The organism is Planctomycetota bacterium, from assembly GCA_021414025.1.
Lineage (GTDB): Bacteria > Planctomycetota > Phycisphaerae > Phycisphaerales > SM1A02 > SYAC01.
Window position 1 is genome coordinate 150300 of the sequence record JAIOPG010000006.1, and the last position, 18687, is coordinate 168986.

Consider the following 18687-nt stretch of genomic DNA (forward strand, 5'->3'; position numbering starts at 1 on the left):
CTTTATAAGTTTGTGGCAGGCTGGCGCGGCTAGCAGCACTTGCAAGCACCCTTTGTCCCGGGGCAGCACTCGTCCAGCGCGTTTGCGAGAGCTCGAAGGGAGCGGCAGAGTTCGGCGTAGCGGACGCGGTAAAACACCTCGCGCCCATTCTTCATGGCTTCCAGAACGCCGGCGCGGGCAAGCAGCTTGAGATGTCGTGAAACCACGGATTGATCGACCGTGCAACATTCAGCCACTTCATTGACTGAACAGCTGCGCCCGCACTTGGCGATGCACCTGACGAGCGAGTTCCGCGTGGGGTCGCAAAGAGCCTTAAAAAGCATTGGATTGAGGTGGTCGTCGATAGGCCGACAGCAATCAAGGGCATGTCGAGGGCTCGCCGGGCGACGTTTGCATATATGCGTCATCATGCAAGTGTAGGCAGAGGTCTATGCAGAGTCAATGCATGGGTTCCCGTGATCCAGCAATGGCCGAATTTGAGATGAATTGGTGGGTTGGGCGGCGGGCCGAATCAGCGGGCCATTGCATCGGCCCGGTGCTCGCGCAGCACCGTGACCTTGATCTCGCCGGGGAAAGTCATCTCCGCCTCGACCTGCTTGGCGATCTCCTGCGCGATGATGAAGCACCGCGCATCGTCGGCCTGCTTGGCGTTGACGATCACGCGCACCTCACGGCCCGCCTGGATCGCATACGCCTCGGAGACGCCGTGCTGCTTGCGGGCGATCTCCTCAAGCTGCTCAAGCCGCTTGATGTAGTGCTCCATGCTCTCTCGCCGCGCACCTGGCCTCGCGCCGCTGAGCGCATCGGCCGTCGTGACGATCGGCGTGTAGGGCGTCGTGGTCGGAATGTCGTTGTGGTGACCGCCGATGGCGTTGAGCACAGCTTCGCTCTTCTCGCCGTGGCGCTTAGCAAAGTCCAAGCCGATGGCGGGGTGCCCGCCCTCGATCTCATGGTCCATGGCCTTGCCGATGTCGTGCAGGAAGCCGGCCCGACGCGCGATGGTGCCATCAAGCCCAAGCTGGTCCGCGATGAGCTGGCTCAGGAACGCAACTTCAATGGAGTGCCGCAGCACGTTCTGCCCATAGCTGGTGCGGAAATGCAGCCGCCCCATCATCTCGATGATCTTGCCGTGCAGGCCCGGCACGCCCGCCTCGATCGCCGCGTCGTTGCCCGCCTTGAGCATGCGCTCGTGAATGTCCTTGCGCGACTGCTCGACCACTTCCTCGATGCGGGCCGGATGCACGCGCCCGTCGGCGACCAGCCGCTGCAGCGCCTCCACGGCCACGGCCTGGCGCACGCGGTCGAAGCAGCTGATGGCGATCACGCCCGGCGTGTCGTCGATGAGCACGTCGACGCCGGTCACTCTCTCGAATGTGCGGATGTTGCGCCCCTCGCGGCCGATGATGCGCCCCTTCAGATCGTCGGACGGAATCTTGACCGAACGCACCGTGGCGTCCGTCGCCGACTCGCCCGCGTAGCGCTGCATCGACATGAGCAGGATCTCGCGGCTCCGTTCGCGGGCCTTCAGCTCCGCCTCCTCGATCATCTTCTGCTGCAGGATGGCCGCGTCGCGCTGGCTGAGGTCGCGGACCTCGCTCAGGAACTGCTCGCGGGCCTGCTCCTGGGTCAGGCCGCTGATCTCGGAAAGCCGCTGGCGGGTGCGCTCGAAGATCTGCTGCGTCTCCTCGAGCAACTCCTTCTGCTTCGCCTCGGATGCCTGCAGTGTCTTGCCGCGGACTTCCAGGGCGGCCTCGCGGTTCTCCAACTGCTCGGAGCGCTTGTCCACCGACGCCTCGCGCCGGCCGACCCGCTCCTGAGCCTCCTTGGCCTCGGCCAGCAACTGGGTGATCTGCTTGTCGGCCGCCTGCCGCCGTTCCGCCACGCGGCGCTCGGCCGCCAGCTCCAGGGCGCTGGCCTTGGCCGTGCCCTCGATGCGGGCCTTCTCGATCAGCTCATCCCCCTCGCGGCGCATGCGCTTCAACTTGCGGGCGGCCAAAATCCACAAGGCCACGACCGCGGCGCCGGAAATAACCACCACGGCGATCGAAATCAGCTCGGGGGCGGAAAGCGTGGAAGTCTGGGCTAACACCGCGAAATGCGGTGGAAAAGTCGTCGGTGAAGGCATGTGGCCTCGCGTTTGCGAATCGGGCGAAGCCTGAAGCGGCTCGGCTCGTGAAAATGAGAATCCAATCGATGCGGTCCGATTGGTTTAAGTAGCCGGATTATGGTTTGGATCGCGCTCAGGGTCAACAGACCCGCGGCACTCCGAGTCCGGGATGGTCCCCGTCCGTTGGGCCCGCACTTCGGCCCCGCCTTTAGACTGCGTCTGTGCCGCATCCGCTGAACAGGCTTCTTGCCCTTGGCCCCAACAACGCAGTCGCCCTTCGCATCATCAAGGGGGGCAGCAGCCGGACGCGCCACTTGGTGATCCGCTCGGTCTATCTGGGGGGGCTGATGATCCTGGTCTTTTTCGCCCTGCTTGGGCCCAGCGGCAGCCTGAAGGACCTGGCCCAGCGCGGCGCCAGCGCCTTCACCCTGATGAGCTTCGGGCAGGTCGCCGCGATCTGCCTGCTCACGCCGGTCTTCATGGCCGGCGCGATCGCACAGGAGAGCAATCCCAAGACCTGGGAGATCCTGCTGACCACGCCACTCTCGAGTCTGCAAATTATTCTGGGCAACCTGTTCGGCCGGCTCTTCTTCGTCTTCGCGCTGCTGCTGGCCACCTTTCCGCTCTTCCTGATGACGCAGATCTTCGGCGGCGTGCGCGGTAGCAGTGTCCTCGCCAGCCTGCAGGTCTCCTTCCTGGTGGCGATCCTGATGGGCTCGGTCGCCATCGCGCTGAGCGTGTTGCGCAGTGCCAACAAGCGCAGCATTTTCACCTTCTACGTGGTGGTGGTGCTCTTCCTCGCGGCGACCACGGCGCTGGACCGCGTGGCGCGAGTGCCGACCGCGGTTGATTCCGACGCCTCGTGGACCACGGTGTGGACGCCGCTGAATCCCTTCCTGACGCTGGAGAGCATGCTGCTGACCAACCGCTACCGGCCGCAAGATTTCGCGCCCAACGAAGTGAGTTCGCTGCGGCAACTCTGGTTCGGCGATCCGCTGCGGGCCCAGACCTATCTGGTGTTGCTGGTCTCCTTCGGCTTGACGCTCTTCGCGGCCCTGCGGGTGCGCCTGATCGGCAGCCGCACCGAAGTGGCCAGCACCTGGCTGTCGCGCCTGCTGCGGCGGGTGAACTCCAAGAACGAGCGGGTGCCGCGGCATGTCTGGCAGAATCCGATCGCCTGGTGGGAGGTCAGCCTGAGGCTCTCCACGCCGGCGGCGCGCTTCATGCGCTGGGGCTATCTGATTGTCGGCTCGCTGCTGGCGGTCGTGCTCTTCGCCATGCACCGCGGCGGCGCCGTGGACACGCGCATTCTCCGCATCATTCTTGCGGCCGTGCTCATCAGCGAAGTGGTGATCGCCGTGCTGCTGGCCGCGGGAGTGAGCGCCACCGCGGTGAGCCGCGAGCGCGAGGATGGATCGCTCGATCTCCTGCTGACCACGCCGATCCAGCCCGGGGCCTACATCGCGGGGAAACTGCGCGGCCTGATCACGGTGCTCTGGCCGATGATCGCGGTGCCCTCGATCACGCTGGTGCTGGGCGCCTTCTATGTGCTGACCAACGGACTCGGCGCCGGCGGCGTGACCACTTCGGAGCTGGTGGGCACCGGCAAGCTCGACGTGCCGATCGTGCTGCCGATCGCGGCGATGGTCTTTCCCTTCGTGCTGTCGGTCTTTCTCGCCTTCGTCGTAATGACCGGGCTGGGCTGGAGCATCAAATCCAAGGGAGTGATCGGCAGCACCGTGGGCGCCATCGGCGTGGTGATGGGAGTGGCGACCACGCTGGGACTCTGCGGCAGCGCCAGCGGCGGGGACGTGGCCCTGCTGGGTTCGGCCATGAACTGCCTGAGCCCAATGAACCTGGTCTTCGCCGCGGTGACTCCGGCCAATGCGATTCCCGCGAGCCTTGAGGCTCAATCCGGTCTGATCACCTCGTTCCTGCTGGGGGCGACCATGAGCGTCGTGCTCTATGTGGGCATCACCATCGGCATGCATGCCGCGATGAAGCGGTCGTTCATGATGACGGTGCGGCGGCTGTCTGGGTTGAAGTAGTCGGCACGGGCTCGGCCAGCTTCGCCTGGATCTCCGCCATCAGCGTGCGCTCCGAGGCCTCGTCGCGGCCGATCGGCGTCCAGGTGGTCTGGAGTCGCGTCGATCCATCGTACGCGCCGGGCGATGGCGTGTAGGTCTGCGAGGTCAGTGTCGCGCTCCAGGTGTTGATGCGCATGCCGTCGGTGAAATTGCGCTCCACATAAACTCGTGCGCGGAGTTCGATCGGGCCCTTGTACGTCTCCAGGTTGAAGCGGCTCAGATCCTCTTTGGATCCCGGCGCGGCCGGCCCGGTCATGGTCGCGACGTTTTCGACTGATTCCGGTTGCCAGCCCTCCGGCACGAAGACGAAGCGGACGCGGCGGCGCTGGTACTGGACCGTATTTTCCGAGGTCTGTCCCGGGCCCGAGGAGTCCATCCGCCAGGGCTCGACCCAGCTTCCGATGTTGCGCGGTTCGGTCTCAATGATGCCGGTCGAGCGGTCAGCCGCCTGCGGAGGCATGCCTGCGCCGCGGGCGGCATCGATGCACGCCTCGAAGGCCTTGTCATATTCGGTGGAGTCCAGAGTGATGACCGCGGGCCCGCTCATGGTGTTGCAACCCATGAGCGCGATGCAGCAGCCGGCCATGAAGACGCATCTGATGAGTAGTTCGCGGGCCATGCACGCGCAGTGTAGTGTTCGCCCGAACTCTGATGAACGTGCGTGCTTCTTCAAAGAGGTGCCCCAGGGGCTCAGACAACGCTCCGGGGCTCGCAGACTCGCCCCTGCGCTAAACTCGCCCCTTTTGGGGCACCTCTTTTACGAAGCACGCCATCGCAGACTTGGCCTGCGCTAAACTCGCTTGGTGGTGCCACCTTTTTCGCGACGCGGGAATCCACTATCGATCACTCGACTAGCATCGAGGCGCCGATGCTCTCCCTCTTCCTGCGAAGGCTGGTGCTGATCCCGCCGCTGCTGCTGGCGATGTACACCATCACCTTTGCGCTGGCCTGGCTGGTGCCGGGCAATCCGCTGGAAAACCCCGAGGGACGCCGGCCTCCGCCTGAAGTGGTCGAGGCGATGAAGAAGCAGTACCACCTGGACGACCCGGTCGGTTTCTATTTTGAATACCTGGGCAAGGCCACCGGTGTGAGTTGGGCGCTTGGAAACGCCCCTCGCCCCTTCGACCTTGGCCCGAGCCTGCGCCAGCCCGACTGGACGGTGAACGAAATTCTGCGCGACGCGCTGCCCGTGAGCGTGACGCTGGGGTGTGCCGCGATGCTGCTGGCGCTGGCGATCGGCCTCATCACCGGCGTGCTCAGCGGCCTGCGTCCGCGCGGCTGGGTGGACGCCGGAGGACAGATCTTCGCCATGGTCGGCGTGAGCGTGCCCAGTTTCGTCATCGGGGCGTTCCTGCTGCTCATCTTCGGGGCGAAGCTGGGGTGGTTTCCCGTCGGCGGCTGGGGGCACCTCTCCAACATCGTGCTGCCGGCGATCGCGCTCTCGCTGCCATTCTCGGCGGCGGTGGCGCGGTTGACGCGTGTGGGCATGATCGAGCAGATGACCACCGAGTACGCGCGGACCGCGCGGGCCAAGGGCCTGTCGCGCCGGCAAGTGGCGGTGCGGCACGCCCTGAAGAACGCCTTTCTTCCGGTGCTGAGCTGGCTCGGACCGGCGACGGCGGTGGCGCTGACCGGTTCCTTCGTGGTGGAAAAAGTTTTTGCCGTGCCTGGGCTTGGCCGTCACTTCGTGGATGCGGTGCTGGGCAAGGACATCACGCTGATCATGGGGATCACGCTGACCTACGGGCTGCTGGTGGCCGTGCTCAACCTGGCCGTGGACATGCTCTACGCCTGGATCGATCCGCGCATCCAGCAGGCGTGATGCCGCGGACGTGTTGCCGAAAAATTAGTTGCGAGGCAACGAGCCGAGGCTCAATCACCGTTTCATCTGCAGGTGCCCGACATATTGCTCGAGCCGCGGATGCCGGCTCAGGCCAGTCAGCTTCTGCGGGTCGAACATGTAGACCGTGACGTAGTGGCAGATCGGAATCATCGGCGCGTCGCGCTCCACAACCATGCGCTCCGCCTCGCGCAGGATCTCGAATCGCTTCGCCGGATCGAGCTCCATCGCGGCCTTGTCCAGCAGCGCGTCGAACTCCTTGCATTCGTACTTGCGATCGTTGTTGCCGTCACCGGTGCGGCAAAACTCCAGCCAGGTGGTGGGATCGCCGTAGTCGCCATACCAGCCTCCGCGGGCGATCATGAAATCGCCCTGCTTGAGCGCGTCCTTGTAGCCGCGCGGATCGCGGCTTCGCGTGGCGGATTGAATTCCGAGCTGGGCGCGCCACATGGCGCTCAGAGCCCCGGCCATGTCGCGGTATCGGGGGCTGCCCGCGGAGAAGAGGATCTCCACCGTCGGGAAGGGCTCGCCCTTCTCGTTCTCGACCAGGCCGTCGCCGTTGCGGTCCTTCCATCCGGCGGAGGCCAGCTCCTCGCGCGCCCGCGCCGGATCGAAGGGAAGCCCCGCCGGCGTCTGGTACCCGGGAATCGAGCCGGGCGGGATCAGCGTGGTGGCGACATCCTCATCGAGCCGCGTGATCTTGCTCACGATGGTCGCCTTGTCGACGGCCATCACGAAGGCGCGGCGCACAGCAGGATCGGCGAAGGGATTCACCCGCCCATCCGCCAGCATCGGCCTGCAGTTGAAGGAGAAGAAATCCGTGCCGAAGGCGTCCAGCACATGCAGGTTGCCGCGCTGGCCGCGCTTGACCTGGTCGAACATGTCGCCGCGGTACTCCACCAGCGTGTCGGTGAGCCAGTCGATGTCGCCATTCTCGAAGGCGAGCACGGCGGTGTTGGCATCCTCGATGGGAATGCTCTCGACGGTCTGGCTGGGCACATTGGCGGCGTTCCAGTAGTGGGGGTTTTTCTCGAAGCGCATCATGCGCTTGGGCCGCCACTCGACCAGCTCGTAGGGACCGTTGCCCACCAGCACGCCGCCCTTGGTCCAGCCCGGATCCTGCTCGAAGGCCCCGGTGCGTGGATTGATCCGCGCGAATTTCTCGACCAGCGGCGGATAGATGGGAAACATCGCCGGAAAAGCGCAGAGGTCCAGCCAATACGCCACGGGGCGGGCCAGCTTCACCACCAGCGTCTTGTCGTCGGGCGCGCTGAGTCCGACATCGCGGGCGAAGCGCTCCTCGGTTTCCTTCCAGAGTTGCTGAGCCGCCTCCGCGCCGCCGGGACCCTTGGTGAATTCCGCCAGCGCCTTGGTGCGCCACTCGAAGAACTCTCGCGCGCCGTCGATGGCGAGGAAGAAGCCGGTGTAGTCCGCGGCCAGGTCGGGAAGGATCGCGCGGCGCCACGAGTAGATGAAGTCACGGCTGGTGACCGGCTCGCCGTTGCTCCATCGCGCCTCGGGCCGCAAATGGAAAGTCCACGTGCGGCCATCGGGAGTGCGCTCCCAGCTCGTGGCCACCGCAGGCACGGGCGATCCACTCACTCCATCGACGTCGACCAATCCCTCGAAGAGGCTCCGCGCGGTGCGCACATCGTGCTGGTAGCTCAGCCGCTGCGGATCAAGCGTGAAGGATTCCGCGGTGTTGGCGTAGACCAGGTCGGCGCGCGGATAGGGCCGGTCAAGCCAGACGCTGAGCATCAGCAGTGCGGCGAGAAAGAGGAATGGAGCGAGGAGTCTCACGGAGGTCCGTCGCCGCGGGGGACGCTAGCCGCCCGCGGGGCCCAGGAGCTTGTCGATGACGCCGGCCACGATCGCGGCGCCGGTGGCGGACTGGATGTAGGGCTCGCTGGCGCGCGTGCCCTCGGCCGGCAGCTTGGACAGGTCGGCGGCGAGCTTGGTGATCTCGCGGATGTCTTCCTGGGTCTTCTTGTCGATTTGGTCCTTGGAGGATTTCAGCAGCATGTCCCGCAGGATCAGCAGCCCACGCTGCAGGGCGAAGACCTGGTCGGCGCCGTCGGGCTTGGAGACCTTCACCGCGGAGCCGTGAAGCACCTTGAGGAAATCGCCGCGGGCCAGCTCAAGCTGGGGGGGCATCTTCCCCTCCTGCGCGACCACCACCATCGCTGAAAGCGACTGCAGCTCGTGGACGGTGACGATCCAGTCGCTTTCGCTTTCGGCGGCCTCGCGGATGCGCCGCGAGGCGCTGTCGATCTGCGGCGCAGTGAGGTTGGCGGTGGCGACGCATCCCGGCAGCAGGCGGCTGGCCCCGATGCGGATGGTCGGATCCTTCTGGCTTGCGGGCGTCACCTGCTGGATGAGGATGTCCAGGGCGTCCGGCGTGCGCGTCCAGCGGACAATCTGCAGCACGTTGATGGTGCGGAAGGGATCATTGCCGGCGACCGCCTTGGCGACGAAGGGTTTGAGGGCGTCGGCGAAGGCGCGGCGGAAGATTGGCGTGGCGATCGGCTGACGCAGCACCGCCATCACATCGCTGGTCGCCTGGCGGACCTGCACGGGGTCGCCCTCCAGCACCTGGCCCATCCGGTTGTTGACGAAGTCGGCGATCTGCTTCAGCCCCTCGGCGTCGAGCGGCTTGGTGCTGGTCACCAGCTCCTTGCTCGGCGGCTTCACATCCGTCTTGGCGGTGGGCGCCGTCTTGGGCGGCGCGGGAGGGGCCTGCGCCGCCGAAAGTGCGGCGGGCGCCAGCAGCGTGCAAAGAATGGCGAGGTGTTGGAAACGTCTCATTTCAGTGCCAAGGAACGGGAAACACTCACGGGCGGGATTGGGACTTCGATCGGTCAACAGTGCAGCGTTGAAGGTTACACTCTGGAAATGATGCTGTCATTCGCGGTCTTGCTTCTGTCCAGTGTGCTTGCGGGAGGCCCGGAGAAGGGCATCGAGCTGGAGGCCACGCAGCGGCTCGGCGTGTCCTGGAGCCGCGCCGCGATCCAGATGATTTCCGAGCCCGCCGAGCCCACCCCCGAGAACTTCGTCGGGGCGCTGGAGGTGGCGCGGGCCACCGCGGCGCTGCTGCCGGATGATCCCGCGGGCTGGCGAGTGGTCCTGGCGATCGCGGCGGCCACCAGCGGCGGCGTTCCCAACGCGAAAACCGCCGAAACCGAGGCGATCAATCACCTGGCCAAGCTGGACCCGAGCGACATGGTCCTGCGGCTCTACCGGCTGACCGAGGCGGTGGACCGAAACGCCACCGCCGACGACCGCATCCTGGCCTATGAGCACCTGCTCAAGCCCGAGGCGGCCGCCAAGATTGCGCCGCAGGTCGCCAGCCGCCTGGCCTACGACTTCTCGCTGCTGCTGCGCCGACGCGGCGACACCGAGGCCGCGCTGGAGCAGTTGCGGGCTTCGGCGAAGATGGATCCTTCCTATCCGCCGGCGGCCGCGCAGCTGGCGGCCTACCAGATCGAGTCCGGCGCGCCGCTGGGCACCATCGCCAACGCGCTGGTCGACGCGATCCTGGCCAACCCCACGGAGATCACCCACCTCAGCGAACTCGGCGCGATCTGCCTGGACGAGGGCCTCTACACGGAGGCGGACTTCCTCTTCAGCGTCGCCTGCCGCGTCGCCGACGTGAATCTGCGCAACATCGAGCTGGACCAGCTGATCTCGCAGCAAATGCTGGCGCGCTGGGGCATGGGCAACCACAAGCAGGCCTCGGACCTGTTCAACAAGCGCAAGTCGGAGTTGATCGGCGTGTTCCGCCGCAAGAACGACGGCCGCAACGCGCAGAATTTCACCGTCGCCATGCCCGAGACGATGAACGCGATCAACGCGGCCATCTGCAAGAGCGGCTCGCTGCCCGAGTTCGACAAGGCCTTCGCCGAGGCCATCCAGACCGTCGACGACGACATGAAGGCGGCGGGCGAGGATGCCGTCAAGAAGTCGCGCCTGCTGCTGGACAAGAGCTGGCTGACTCTTGCGGTCGGCCCCGACGCCGATCCGGTGCCGGGTTGGATCGCCCAGGCGGAGTCGCTCAACAAACTCGCGCCGGAGGCGAAGGCTCGCTTCGACGGATGGATCAAGCTTCGCACCGGCATGACCGACGAGGCGATCGCCATTCTGGAACCGCTGAGCGTGAGCAACCCCGCCGCCAAGCTGGGCTATGCACTGGCCCTGGCCAAGTCCGGCAAGACCAAGGAAGCCGCCAAGGAGTTCCTCACCCTCAGCCGCGACGAGCGCTCCAACGCCATCGGCCTCTACGCCTCCGACCAGCTCTTCGCGCTGGTGAAGACGCGGCCGGGTCCTTCCGCCAAGGCCGCCGAGGTGCAGGCGGCCGTGGCGCGTTTCCCCAAGGATTTCATCAAATTCGCCAAGGACGAAACTCCCTTCATGAAGGTGAGCGCCGCGTTCCTGGCCACCACCGCGAAGCCCTTCGATCCGCTGCCCTACAAGATCGACATCACCAACCAGAGCCCGATGACGCTCTCGATCACGCCGGATGGGCCGATCGATTCGCGTGCCGCGATCATTCTGGAGACCATCGCCATCGGCAAGCAGCCGCTGTCGCTGCCGCCGCTGGTCTTCCCGATCGACCGCAAGCTCGCGCTTGCCTCCGGTGAGAGCATGTCCTGGGTGGTGGACGTGGCGCGGACGCCGGCCACGATGGATCTGGTCAACCATCCGCTGGACGGGGCCAATCTGCAGGCGGAGCTCTTCACCAATTTCCGTCTGACCTTGGAGAACGTGCTGCCGGGATTCCTGGGCCGCTCGACTCCCAAGAGCTCGATCCGCATCACGCCGGTCATCCGCAACGCCACCTGGCGCGAGGAGGCCCTGGGCAGCATCCACAATTGCGACAAGGTCGAGGATCTGGTGACGCTGGTGCTCTTCGCGTGGGATCTGGCCAGCCGCAGCGCGGAAAAGGGCGCGGAGGCCGAGGTGAAGGAAGGGTGGCAGGAGGTCGTCGCCGCGTGGAAGAAACTGCCGGCGGCGGCGCAGGCGTGGACGCTGATGGTGCTGCCGCGCGAACCGCTGGACATGACCGAGCCGATCGCCAAGGCCGCCAAGGAGTCGCAGGATTTCCGCGTGCAGATGAGCGCCGTGCTGCGCTGGGTCGACTCGGAGAACGATGCGATCCTGGCCACGGTGGCCCGCAGCGGCAACGAGCAACTGATCGCCGCCGCCAGCAGCGTGCGAAGCCTGATCGACAGCCGCGTGCGCGAGGCCTCCAAGATCAACCAGTCGCTTGAGGAGGCCGGCGTGCTGGGCGGCACAAAGAAGAGCGGCGACCAGCCCGTGCCCACGCCGCGTTGATCAGCCGTCGGCGATGACTTCGGCGTCGGCGACGCTGCGCGTGGAGCGGCGGACGCGAAGGCGCTTCTGCAGGAGCGGCCATGAGGCCAGTCCGGCGGGGATGAAGAAAATGATTTCGGCGGCGCGGCCCAGCAATTCGGCGGCCAGCGCGTCGGCCAGCGGCACGCCGGCGACCAGCGGGGCCAGGAATCCCACGCACCACTCGCGGATGCCGATGCCGTTGCCGATGAAGGGCACGATGTTGGCGGCATTGGCGGCGCAGGCCAGGGCCAGGGCTGCGTCGAACTCGATCGGCTGGCCGACCACCCTGAAGCAGATGGAGATGCGCAGTGCCCAGACGCAGGTCTCGATGACGCGGATGTAGAAGGCAGTGGCGAAGTGCCGCGCGGTGCCGCCGCGCAGAAATGGAAGAAGCAGAAGCGGCGAGAGCACGGCGGCGCTCCAGGAGAGGTGCAGAGCATGCGTCAGAGCGAGCCCGACGCCGATCCACAGCGCGGCGATGCCGGTGAGCACGGTGGATTGAACGGCCACCAATACGCCGATGGGCACCGGCACGCCATGCACCTGATGGTGGTAGGCGATCCGGCCGACCAGTCCCGGCTGCAGCGGCACGAAGTTGCCCAGGGTGCTGGCCGAAACCAGCGCCATCATCTCGCGGAACTCCACGCGGATCGCGGGCAGCGTGCGGTTGACCAGGATCTGCATCGAGAGCGACGTGCAGAGCAGAATGAGGGCGATCGCTGCGAGCAGGGCCGCCAGCAACAGCGGCGAGGCGCTGGAGAGGTGCTGCCAGACCTGGCTGCCCAGCGAGCCGCTTCGCACGATGGTCCAGATGGCGGCGGCGACCAGGAGCAATCCGATCACCAGACCGATGCGCTTGGCCTTGCGGCGCTGACTTGATTGCTCGAGCAGGTCGATCATTGCGCCGCGGCGGTGGCGTCGGGAACGATGCCCAGGTCGCGCACCGTGAAGAGCGAGTCGAACTTGATTCCCGCGGCCTCGACGTGCTCGCGGGCGCCCTCCATGCGGTCGATCACGCACACGATGGAAGAGATTTCGGCGCCGCCCTCGCGCAGCACCTTGGCGGCCTCCAGCGCCTGGCCGCCGGTGGTGGCGACATCTTCGACGATCATCACGTGGTCGCCGCGCTCCAGCTTGCCCTCGAGCTGCTTGGCGGTGCCGTAGTCCTTCTTCTGGTTGCGCACGAAGACGCAGGGCAGGCCGCTGGAAATGCTGGCCGCCGAGACCAGCGGAATGCCGCCGAGCTCGGCGCCGGCCAGACGCGTGGTGCCCATGGGAACGCGGGAGGCGAACATCGCCCCGAGCTCGCGCAGAATTTCCGGCCGCGTGCTGAAAAGGTACTTGTCCAGGTAGTAGTGGCTGATCTTGCCACTGCGGAGCGTGAAAGTTCCGCGCAGCATGGCGACCTTGGCGATTTCAGCGGCGAGCGTGGTGCGGTCCATCGACACAGAATAGAGCCTTGAAGCCATGCGGTGAAAAGACCACTACACTCTCAGCCCCGTGGCCAGCGTCGTCCTTTATTTTCAGGTGCATCAGCCCTTTCGGCTGCGACGCTACTCGGTTTTTGACACCGACCCGTTCTATTTCGACGCCGAGGCCAACGGCACGATTCTGCAGAAGGTGGCCAACAAGTGCTACCGACCGACCACCGAGAAGATCCTCGACCTGGTGAAGCGGCATGACAACCGTTTCCGGGTGAGTTATTCCATCAGCGGCGTGGCGCTGCAGCAGTTCGAGCAATGGGCGCCGGACCTCATCGACCTTTTCAAGCGGCTTGCCGACACCGGCGCCTGCGAGTTCCTGGCCGAGACCAGCCATCATTCGCTCAGCTTCCTCTTCAGCCGCAAGGAGTTCGAGGAGCAGGTCGCCATCCAGGAGGCCATGATCGAGCGGCTCTTCGGGCAGAAGCCCAAGGTCTTTCGCAACACCGAGCTGATCTATTCCAACGAGGTCGGCGGACACATCGCGTGGATGGGTCGGCACAAGGCGGTGGTCTGCGAGGGAGTCGACCGGCTGCTGGGCTTCCGCAATCCCAACTATCTCTACACGGTGCCGACGCATGGCATGCCCAAGGGGCGGCCGCCGATGCCGCTGCTGCTGAAGAACTACCGGCTGAGCGACGACATCGCGTTCCGTTTCAGCAACCGCGACTGGAAGGATTGGCCGCTTTCAGCGGAGAAGTTCGCGGGCTGGGTGAACCAGATCAACGGCGACGGCCACCTCTGCAATCTCTTCATGGACTACGAGACCTTCGGCGAGCATCAGTGGGCGGAGACGGGCATCTTCGACTTCCTCGACGCGCTGCCGGAAAAGATCTTCGATGTCAATCCGGGGCAGAACGAATTCCTCACGCCGTCGCAGGCCATCGAGAAGTACCGGCCGGTGGGGGAGTACGACGTGCCCAAGCCGATCTCATGGGCGGACATGGAGCGCGATCTGTCGGCGTGGCTTGGCAATCCGCTGCAGGACAATGCGGTCGAGGAGCTCTACCGCATCGAGCCCGCGGTGCGCGAGAAGCATCAGAAGGGCGACCAATACATTCTGGAGGATTGGCGCAAGCTGACCACCAGCGACCATCTGTATTACATGTGCACCAAGTACTGGTCCGACGGCGATGTGCACAAGTATTTCTCGCCCTACGACAGTCCGTACGACGCCTACATCAACTTCATGAATGTGCTGGACAACCTGCGCACTCGCGCGGGGGCGTGAGGGGCGGGGCGGCTCTTCGTGCTGCCGTGTGCTTGCGCGCCCACTTGCATGTTGGTGCATGCATGCACGTGTGCAAAACTAAACTTTGTAATAGTCGCGGTACCACTCCACGAACTTGGCCACGCCGGTCTCGATCGGCGTCGAGGGCTGGTAGTTCATGTCGCGAGCCAGGTCGGTGGTGTCGGCGCAGGCGTCGGGCACATCGCCAAGCTGAAGCGGCAGCATTTCCATGATCGCCTTGCGGCCTAGGCAGTGCTCCAGCACCTCGATGTAGCGCAGAAGCTGCACGGGTTTGGAGCAGCCGATGTTGTAGAGGCGCCACGGCGCGCTGCTGCTGGCGGGGTCGGAATTGGCGGGGTCGAACTTGGGGTTCGGCGTGGCGATGCGATCGGCGGCGGCAATGACTCCGCGGGCGATGTCATCCACATAGGTGAAGTCGCGTGTGTGCTTGCCGTGGTTGAAAACGCGAATCGGCTGGCCGGCCAGGATGGACTTGGTGAACATGAAGAGGGCCATGTCGGGGCGGCCCCACGGACCATAGACGGAGAAGAAGCGAAGGCCGGTGGTGGGAAGGCGGAAGATGTGGCTGTAGGAGTGGGCCATGAGCTCGTTGGCCCGCTTGGTCGCCGCGTAGAAAGTCATCGGATGGTCGGCGGTGTGGTGCGGCGAAAAAGGCTGCGTGGTGTTGAATCCGTAGACGGAGCTGGTGCTGGCGTAGACCATGTGCGGCACTTCGCTGTGACGGCAGCCCTCGAGGATGTTGGTCATGCCGACCAGGTTGCTCTGCGCGTAGACCAGAGGGTGCTCCATGGAGTGACGCACACCGGCCTGGGCGGCGAGGTGAATGACGCGGTCGAACTTGTAGGAAGCGAAGAGTTTCTTGACGCCGATGGTGTCGCACAATTCCAGATGCGAGAACGAGAAGCCCTTGCGCGACTCCAGGCGGGCGAGGCGGGCCCGCTTGAGTGCGGGGTCGTAGTAGTCGTTCATGTTGTCGAAGGCGACCACCTGGTCGCCGCGGTCAAGCAGCTGATGCGCCGTGAACGAGCCGATGAATCCAGCGGCGCCGGTGACCAGAACGAGCATGGGAGGATTCTATGGGGCGTGTCGGTATCGTAGGTGAGCAACGATTGTCCTAACACAAAGGAAAGACCATGGGACTATTTTGGGACCTCATCCAGCAGAGTCAGATTTCGGCGCAGCATTCAAGGGCCACAACGATTGAGAGTCGAGTGGCGCAGCTTGAAGAGGACTTGAATCACGCCAAACAAACCATCCATGATCTCCTGAAAATCCTGGAGAAGCATTTCGGCGAAGACCTCGACAAGGATGGAAAGGTCGGCTAGGGATGCGCGATTCAGGCGAGTCCGATTGCGTTCAGAATCGCGGTGTTGACGATTGCTGCGTCGTAGCGCACTTCTGCGACCTTGCGGCTCGCCGCGCCCATCGCAGCGGTTCGAGCGTGATCGTGGGCGAGTTGAAGCATGGCCTCCGCCAGCCGCTCGGCTGATTGAACTGGAACCAGTAGTCCGTTGACTCCGACCTGGATCGGATCGCGGCAGCCAATTGCGTCCGTTGAAATGATTGCGCGACCGGTTGCCATGGCCTCAAGCACGACCTTGCTTGTGCCCTCGCGGTAGGAGGGCAGCACGAACACGCTGCATGCGGCGAGGTGCGGGCGGATGTCCTCCACCTCGTCGAGGGCTTCGAAGCAACCCTCGCTTGCCCACTTCACGATTTGATCGCGGCTGAAGCTCGTCGGATTGTCATCCCGCGCGCAGAGCAGCGTGCAGCGTATCGACGGATCCTTCGTGCGGACTATCTTGCACGCATGGGCGAACTCCGCGACGCCCTTGTCCTTGAGCGGACGGCTGACCATTAAGAAGTGAGTCTGCGAGGGCACGGGTTGAGCCGCGAAGTGCGTCAGATCGACACCCGAACCTGGAATCATGAGAATGCGATCATTCGCAACATGCTCGAGCACGCCCATCGACGCAAGCTCATCGCGGTCCTGCTGATTCTGGAAGAAAACCGCATTGCATGCCGCGAGTGAGCGCCGATAGAGCCGGGTCGAGAAGAACTGCACGAGTCGCCGGATCGGCGAGCCCCCCATGAATGCGTAGCCGAGTCCGGTGACAATCGCCGCGACATGCTTCACGCCCGCCCGCCGCGCCGCGATCGGTCCATAAGCGATGCACTTGGGGTTGTACGCGAGGAGTGCGTCCACTTGTTGCTCCCGCAAGACTGCTTCGACAGCGTTTTGAAATCGCATATCAGACCACGGAGAAATCTTTCCGCCTTGCAGCGGCGTGTCGAAGTGCTCCACGCCCGCTTCCTTGAGTCGCTGCTTCGCACGCGCGGTGCCCGGCGCCGTGAGCGCGATCACGCGGCAACCCTTGCACTGCGCCGCCCTGATCAAGCTGCCGCGAAAGGCCAGCACATGGTTGGCGTTCTTGCCCAGGATTGCGAGAGTCTTCGTCATGAGGTCGGCTTCCAGCGCTGTGCCCACTTCATCCACATCAGCACCGCCCACATTCGATGTTGGTGTCCGCCCTTGCCAGCGCACAACTGCGACCATTCGTGCGCCACGGTGTCCTTGTTCAGGAAACCGTGCCGCTCGATTCGCCCGGGTTCAAGCAGCGCATCGGCCCACTTTCGCAGCGGCCCGCGCAGCCACTCTTCCAGCGGAATCGCAAACCCCATCTTGGGCCGGTCATGCAGCGGCGCCGGAACAAATCGGTTGAGCACCTTCCGCAGCAGCCACTTGCCCTGGCCGTTGCGCACCTTCATGTCCGCGGGCAGCGTCCATGCGAACTCGACCAGTCGATGGTCCAGCAGCGGAACGCGCGTTTCCAGACTCGCGGCCATGCTCGCCCGGTCGACCTTGGTCAGGATGTCGTCGACGAGATAGGTGGTCTGGTCGAGCCACTGCATGCCGCGCAGCGCGTCGGGCATGTCGGCTTCTGGCGCCGGCGAATGGCCCGCGCCAATACCTTCGCCAATATGGGTGCCACCGTTGGCGCCACCACGAGCGCCGATGACCAGTTTGCTCGGCTCGTTCCACGCGCTCACCAGCGCGACATAGGCGTCGCCCCACTCCTTCGCCTCCGCCAGCGACGCAAACTTGTGCAGATGGTCGCCGAACTGGCTGGAGCGCAGCGACTCGGGAAGCAGGGGAGTGGCGACTTTGCCGATCGCGTCGAGCGCCCGTGTGGAGAACATCTGGATGGTTCGCGCCGCGGCGACTCGCAGCGGCCCGGGAATCCTTTGCAGTGTTCCCCACATCTCGTCGATCACGCGGTGGCGGTTATAGCCGGCAAAGAGTTCGTCGCCGCCGTCGCCGGAGAGCGCCACCTTGACCGACCGCCGCGCCATGCGGCTGATGACATAGGTCGGCAACTGACTGGAGTCCGCGAAGGGCTCGTCGTACATGTCCGCAAGCTGCGGAATCGCCTCGCGCATCTCGTGTGGCGAAACTTGCACGCTGGTGTGGTCGGTGCGCAGGTGTCGGGCGATGTTGTCGGCGAAGACTCGCTCGTCAAACTTTCCTTCGTTGAAACCAACCGTGAAGGTCTGGATCGGCCGGCTCGAGAGCGACTGCATCATGGCCGTCACCAGCGTCGAGTCGATGCCGCCGGAAAGAAACGAGCCGATCGGGACGTCCGCGACCATGTGTCCGTCGACCGCTTCCTGGATTCGACGAAAGAGCGCCTCCTCGGCCTGCTCGTCGCCGCCCTCGAAGGGCTCGGCGATGCCGCGCTCCGCAATCGCCCGCGCGTTCCAGTAGATCGCGGTCTGCGTTTCGCCCGAATCCAGGTTGAGTGTGAGAACGCGGGCGGGCTCGAGCTTGGAGATTCCTTTCCAGATGGTCCGCGGCGCTGGCACATAGAGGAACTGGAAGTAGGCGGCCAGTGCCTCGCGGTCGACGGCGCGTTCGAAGCCGGGCATGCCTGCGATCGCCTTCAGCTCGCTGGCGAAGACGAAGGTGCGCCGTTCGCCGGCACCAATCCAACCATAGTGGAGTGGCTTGATGCCGATCCGGTCGCGCACCAGATGCAGCTTGCGCTCCACCGCATCATGGATGGCGAAGGCGAACATGCCCACCGTCCGCCGCGCCGCCGCCTGCACACCCCATTGCTCGACGGCGGCCAGCAGCACCTCGGTGTCCGATTGAGATCGGAACGACGCCCCCAGCATCTGCAGCTCATCGCGCAACTCGTGAAAGTTGTAGATCTCGCCGTTGTAGACCAGCGTGAAACGGCCGCTGATGCTGCGCATCGGCTGCGCCGCGGCGTCAGTGCAGTCGATGATCTTCAATCTCGTGTGCGCCAGCCCCGCACGCGACTTCGCATCGAACCACACACCCGACGCGTCGGGACCGCGGTGGCGCAGCGTTGCCGCCATCTCGCGGAGCACGCCCTCCGGATTGTTCAGGGCCCCCGCGAAATCAACCAGGCCCGCTATGCCGCACATGATCGCTCATTGGCCATCGGGTCGATGTTGGTTTGAATTGTTTTTAATGTGGGCATGCGATCGTGCACTCGATGATCGGATGCTATCGCCCGTGCAATCGCGGTTTCGATGCCGCG

General features: G+C 64.9%; 15 protein-coding genes. 5 read left to right on the plus strand and 10 right to left on the minus strand.

Annotated elements, in window-relative coordinates:
- Nucleotides 1-29: 29 nt before the first annotated feature.
- Nucleotides 30-323 carry a metalloregulator ArsR/SmtB family transcription factor gene (locus K8R92_08275; protein MCE9619891.1) on the minus strand — a complete coding sequence of 98 codons (294 nt, stop codon included), beginning with the start codon at nucleotides 321-323 and terminating at the stop codon, nucleotides 30-32.
- Nucleotides 324-511: 188 nt separating this feature from the next.
- On the minus strand, nucleotides 512-2089 hold the full coding sequence (rny, locus tag K8R92_08280) for a ribonuclease Y (protein ID MCE9619892.1): 1578 nt from the start codon (nucleotides 2087-2089) through the stop codon (nucleotides 512-514).
- Between the two features lie 239 nt (nucleotides 2090-2328).
- Between rny and K8R92_08285 the strand changes: the two genes are divergently transcribed.
- Nucleotides 2329-4155, plus strand: coding sequence for an ABC transporter permease (locus K8R92_08285; GenBank protein MCE9619893.1), 1827 nt, complete (start codon nucleotides 2329-2331; stop codon nucleotides 4153-4155).
- On the opposite strand, the gene K8R92_08290 is transcribed toward K8R92_08285, so the two are convergent.
- Nucleotides 4118-4813: a hypothetical protein gene (locus K8R92_08290; protein ID MCE9619894.1), complete on the minus strand. Its 696-nt coding sequence runs from the start codon at nucleotides 4811-4813 to the stop codon at nucleotides 4118-4120. The genes K8R92_08285 and K8R92_08290 overlap by 38 nt on opposite strands.
- A 249-nt stretch (nucleotides 4814-5062) precedes the next feature.
- On the opposite strand from K8R92_08290, the gene K8R92_08295 reads away from it, so the two are divergent.
- A complete protein-coding gene (locus K8R92_08295) occupies nucleotides 5063-6016 on the plus strand; it encodes an ABC transporter permease (GenBank protein MCE9619895.1) in 954 nt (317 codons plus the stop codon).
- A 54-nt stretch (nucleotides 6017-6070) separates the two neighbouring features.
- Here the strand turns inward: K8R92_08295 and K8R92_08300 are convergent, their stop codons facing one another.
- Together K8R92_08300 and K8R92_08305 are read right to left on the minus strand one after the other, a co-directional pair.
- Complete coding sequence (locus K8R92_08300; protein MCE9619896.1) at nucleotides 6071-7834, minus strand: peptide ABC transporter substrate-binding protein; 1764 nt, start codon at nucleotides 7832-7834, stop codon at nucleotides 6071-6073.
- 24 nt (nucleotides 7835-7858) lie between these two features.
- A complete protein-coding gene (locus K8R92_08305) occupies nucleotides 7859-8839 on the minus strand; it encodes a hypothetical protein (GenBank protein ID MCE9619897.1) in 981 nt (326 codons plus the stop codon).
- A gap of 87 nt (nucleotides 8840-8926) precedes the next feature.
- On the opposite strand from K8R92_08305, the gene K8R92_08310 reads away from it, so the two are divergent.
- A complete protein-coding gene (locus K8R92_08310; GenBank protein MCE9619898.1) occupies nucleotides 8927-11365 on the plus strand; it encodes a hypothetical protein in 2439 nt (812 codons plus the stop codon).
- Here K8R92_08310 and K8R92_08315 read toward each other — a convergent pair whose 3' ends face one another.
- Nucleotides 11366-12286 (minus strand): hypothetical protein, encoded by a 921-nt coding sequence (locus K8R92_08315; protein ID MCE9619899.1) that lies wholly within the window; start codon nucleotides 12284-12286, stop codon nucleotides 11366-11368.
- Nucleotides 12283-12828 (minus strand): orotate phosphoribosyltransferase, encoded by a 546-nt coding sequence (pyrE, locus tag K8R92_08320; protein MCE9619900.1) that lies wholly within the window; start codon nucleotides 12826-12828, stop codon nucleotides 12283-12285. The genes K8R92_08315 and pyrE overlap by 4 nt, the downstream gene beginning before the upstream one ends.
- 58 nt (nucleotides 12829-12886) lie before the next feature.
- On the opposite strand from pyrE, the gene K8R92_08325 reads away from it, so the two are divergent.
- Complete coding sequence (locus K8R92_08325; protein ID MCE9619901.1) at nucleotides 12887-14098, plus strand: glycoside hydrolase family 57 protein; 1212 nt, start codon at nucleotides 12887-12889, stop codon at nucleotides 14096-14098.
- Nucleotides 14099-14176: 78 nt separating this feature from the next.
- Here the strand turns inward: K8R92_08325 and K8R92_08330 are convergent, their stop codons facing one another.
- Nucleotides 14177-15184 (minus strand): NAD-dependent epimerase, encoded by a 1008-nt coding sequence (locus tag K8R92_08330; GenBank protein ID MCE9619902.1) that lies wholly within the window; start codon nucleotides 15182-15184, stop codon nucleotides 14177-14179.
- A 68-nt stretch (nucleotides 15185-15252) separates the two neighbouring features.
- Between K8R92_08330 and K8R92_08335 the strand changes: the two genes are divergently transcribed.
- Entirely contained in the window at nucleotides 15253-15444 is a 192-nt protein-coding gene (locus K8R92_08335) for a hypothetical protein (protein ID MCE9619903.1), read from the plus strand.
- A gap of 11 nt (nucleotides 15445-15455) precedes the next feature.
- Here K8R92_08335 and K8R92_08340 read toward each other — a convergent pair whose 3' ends face one another.
- Both K8R92_08340 and asnB read right to left on the minus strand, forming a co-directional pair.
- Nucleotides 15456-16580, minus strand: coding sequence for a glycosyltransferase family 4 protein (locus K8R92_08340; GenBank protein ID MCE9619904.1), 1125 nt, complete (start codon nucleotides 16578-16580; stop codon nucleotides 15456-15458).
- The gene (gene asnB / locus K8R92_08345) at nucleotides 16577-18571 is read right to left on the minus strand and encodes an asparagine synthase (glutamine-hydrolyzing) (protein ID MCE9619905.1); all 1995 of its coding nucleotides are present in this window, start codon (nucleotides 18569-18571) and stop codon (nucleotides 16577-16579) included. The genes K8R92_08340 and asnB overlap by 4 nt, the downstream gene beginning before the upstream one ends.
- Between the last annotated feature and the right edge of the window lie 116 nt (nucleotides 18572-18687).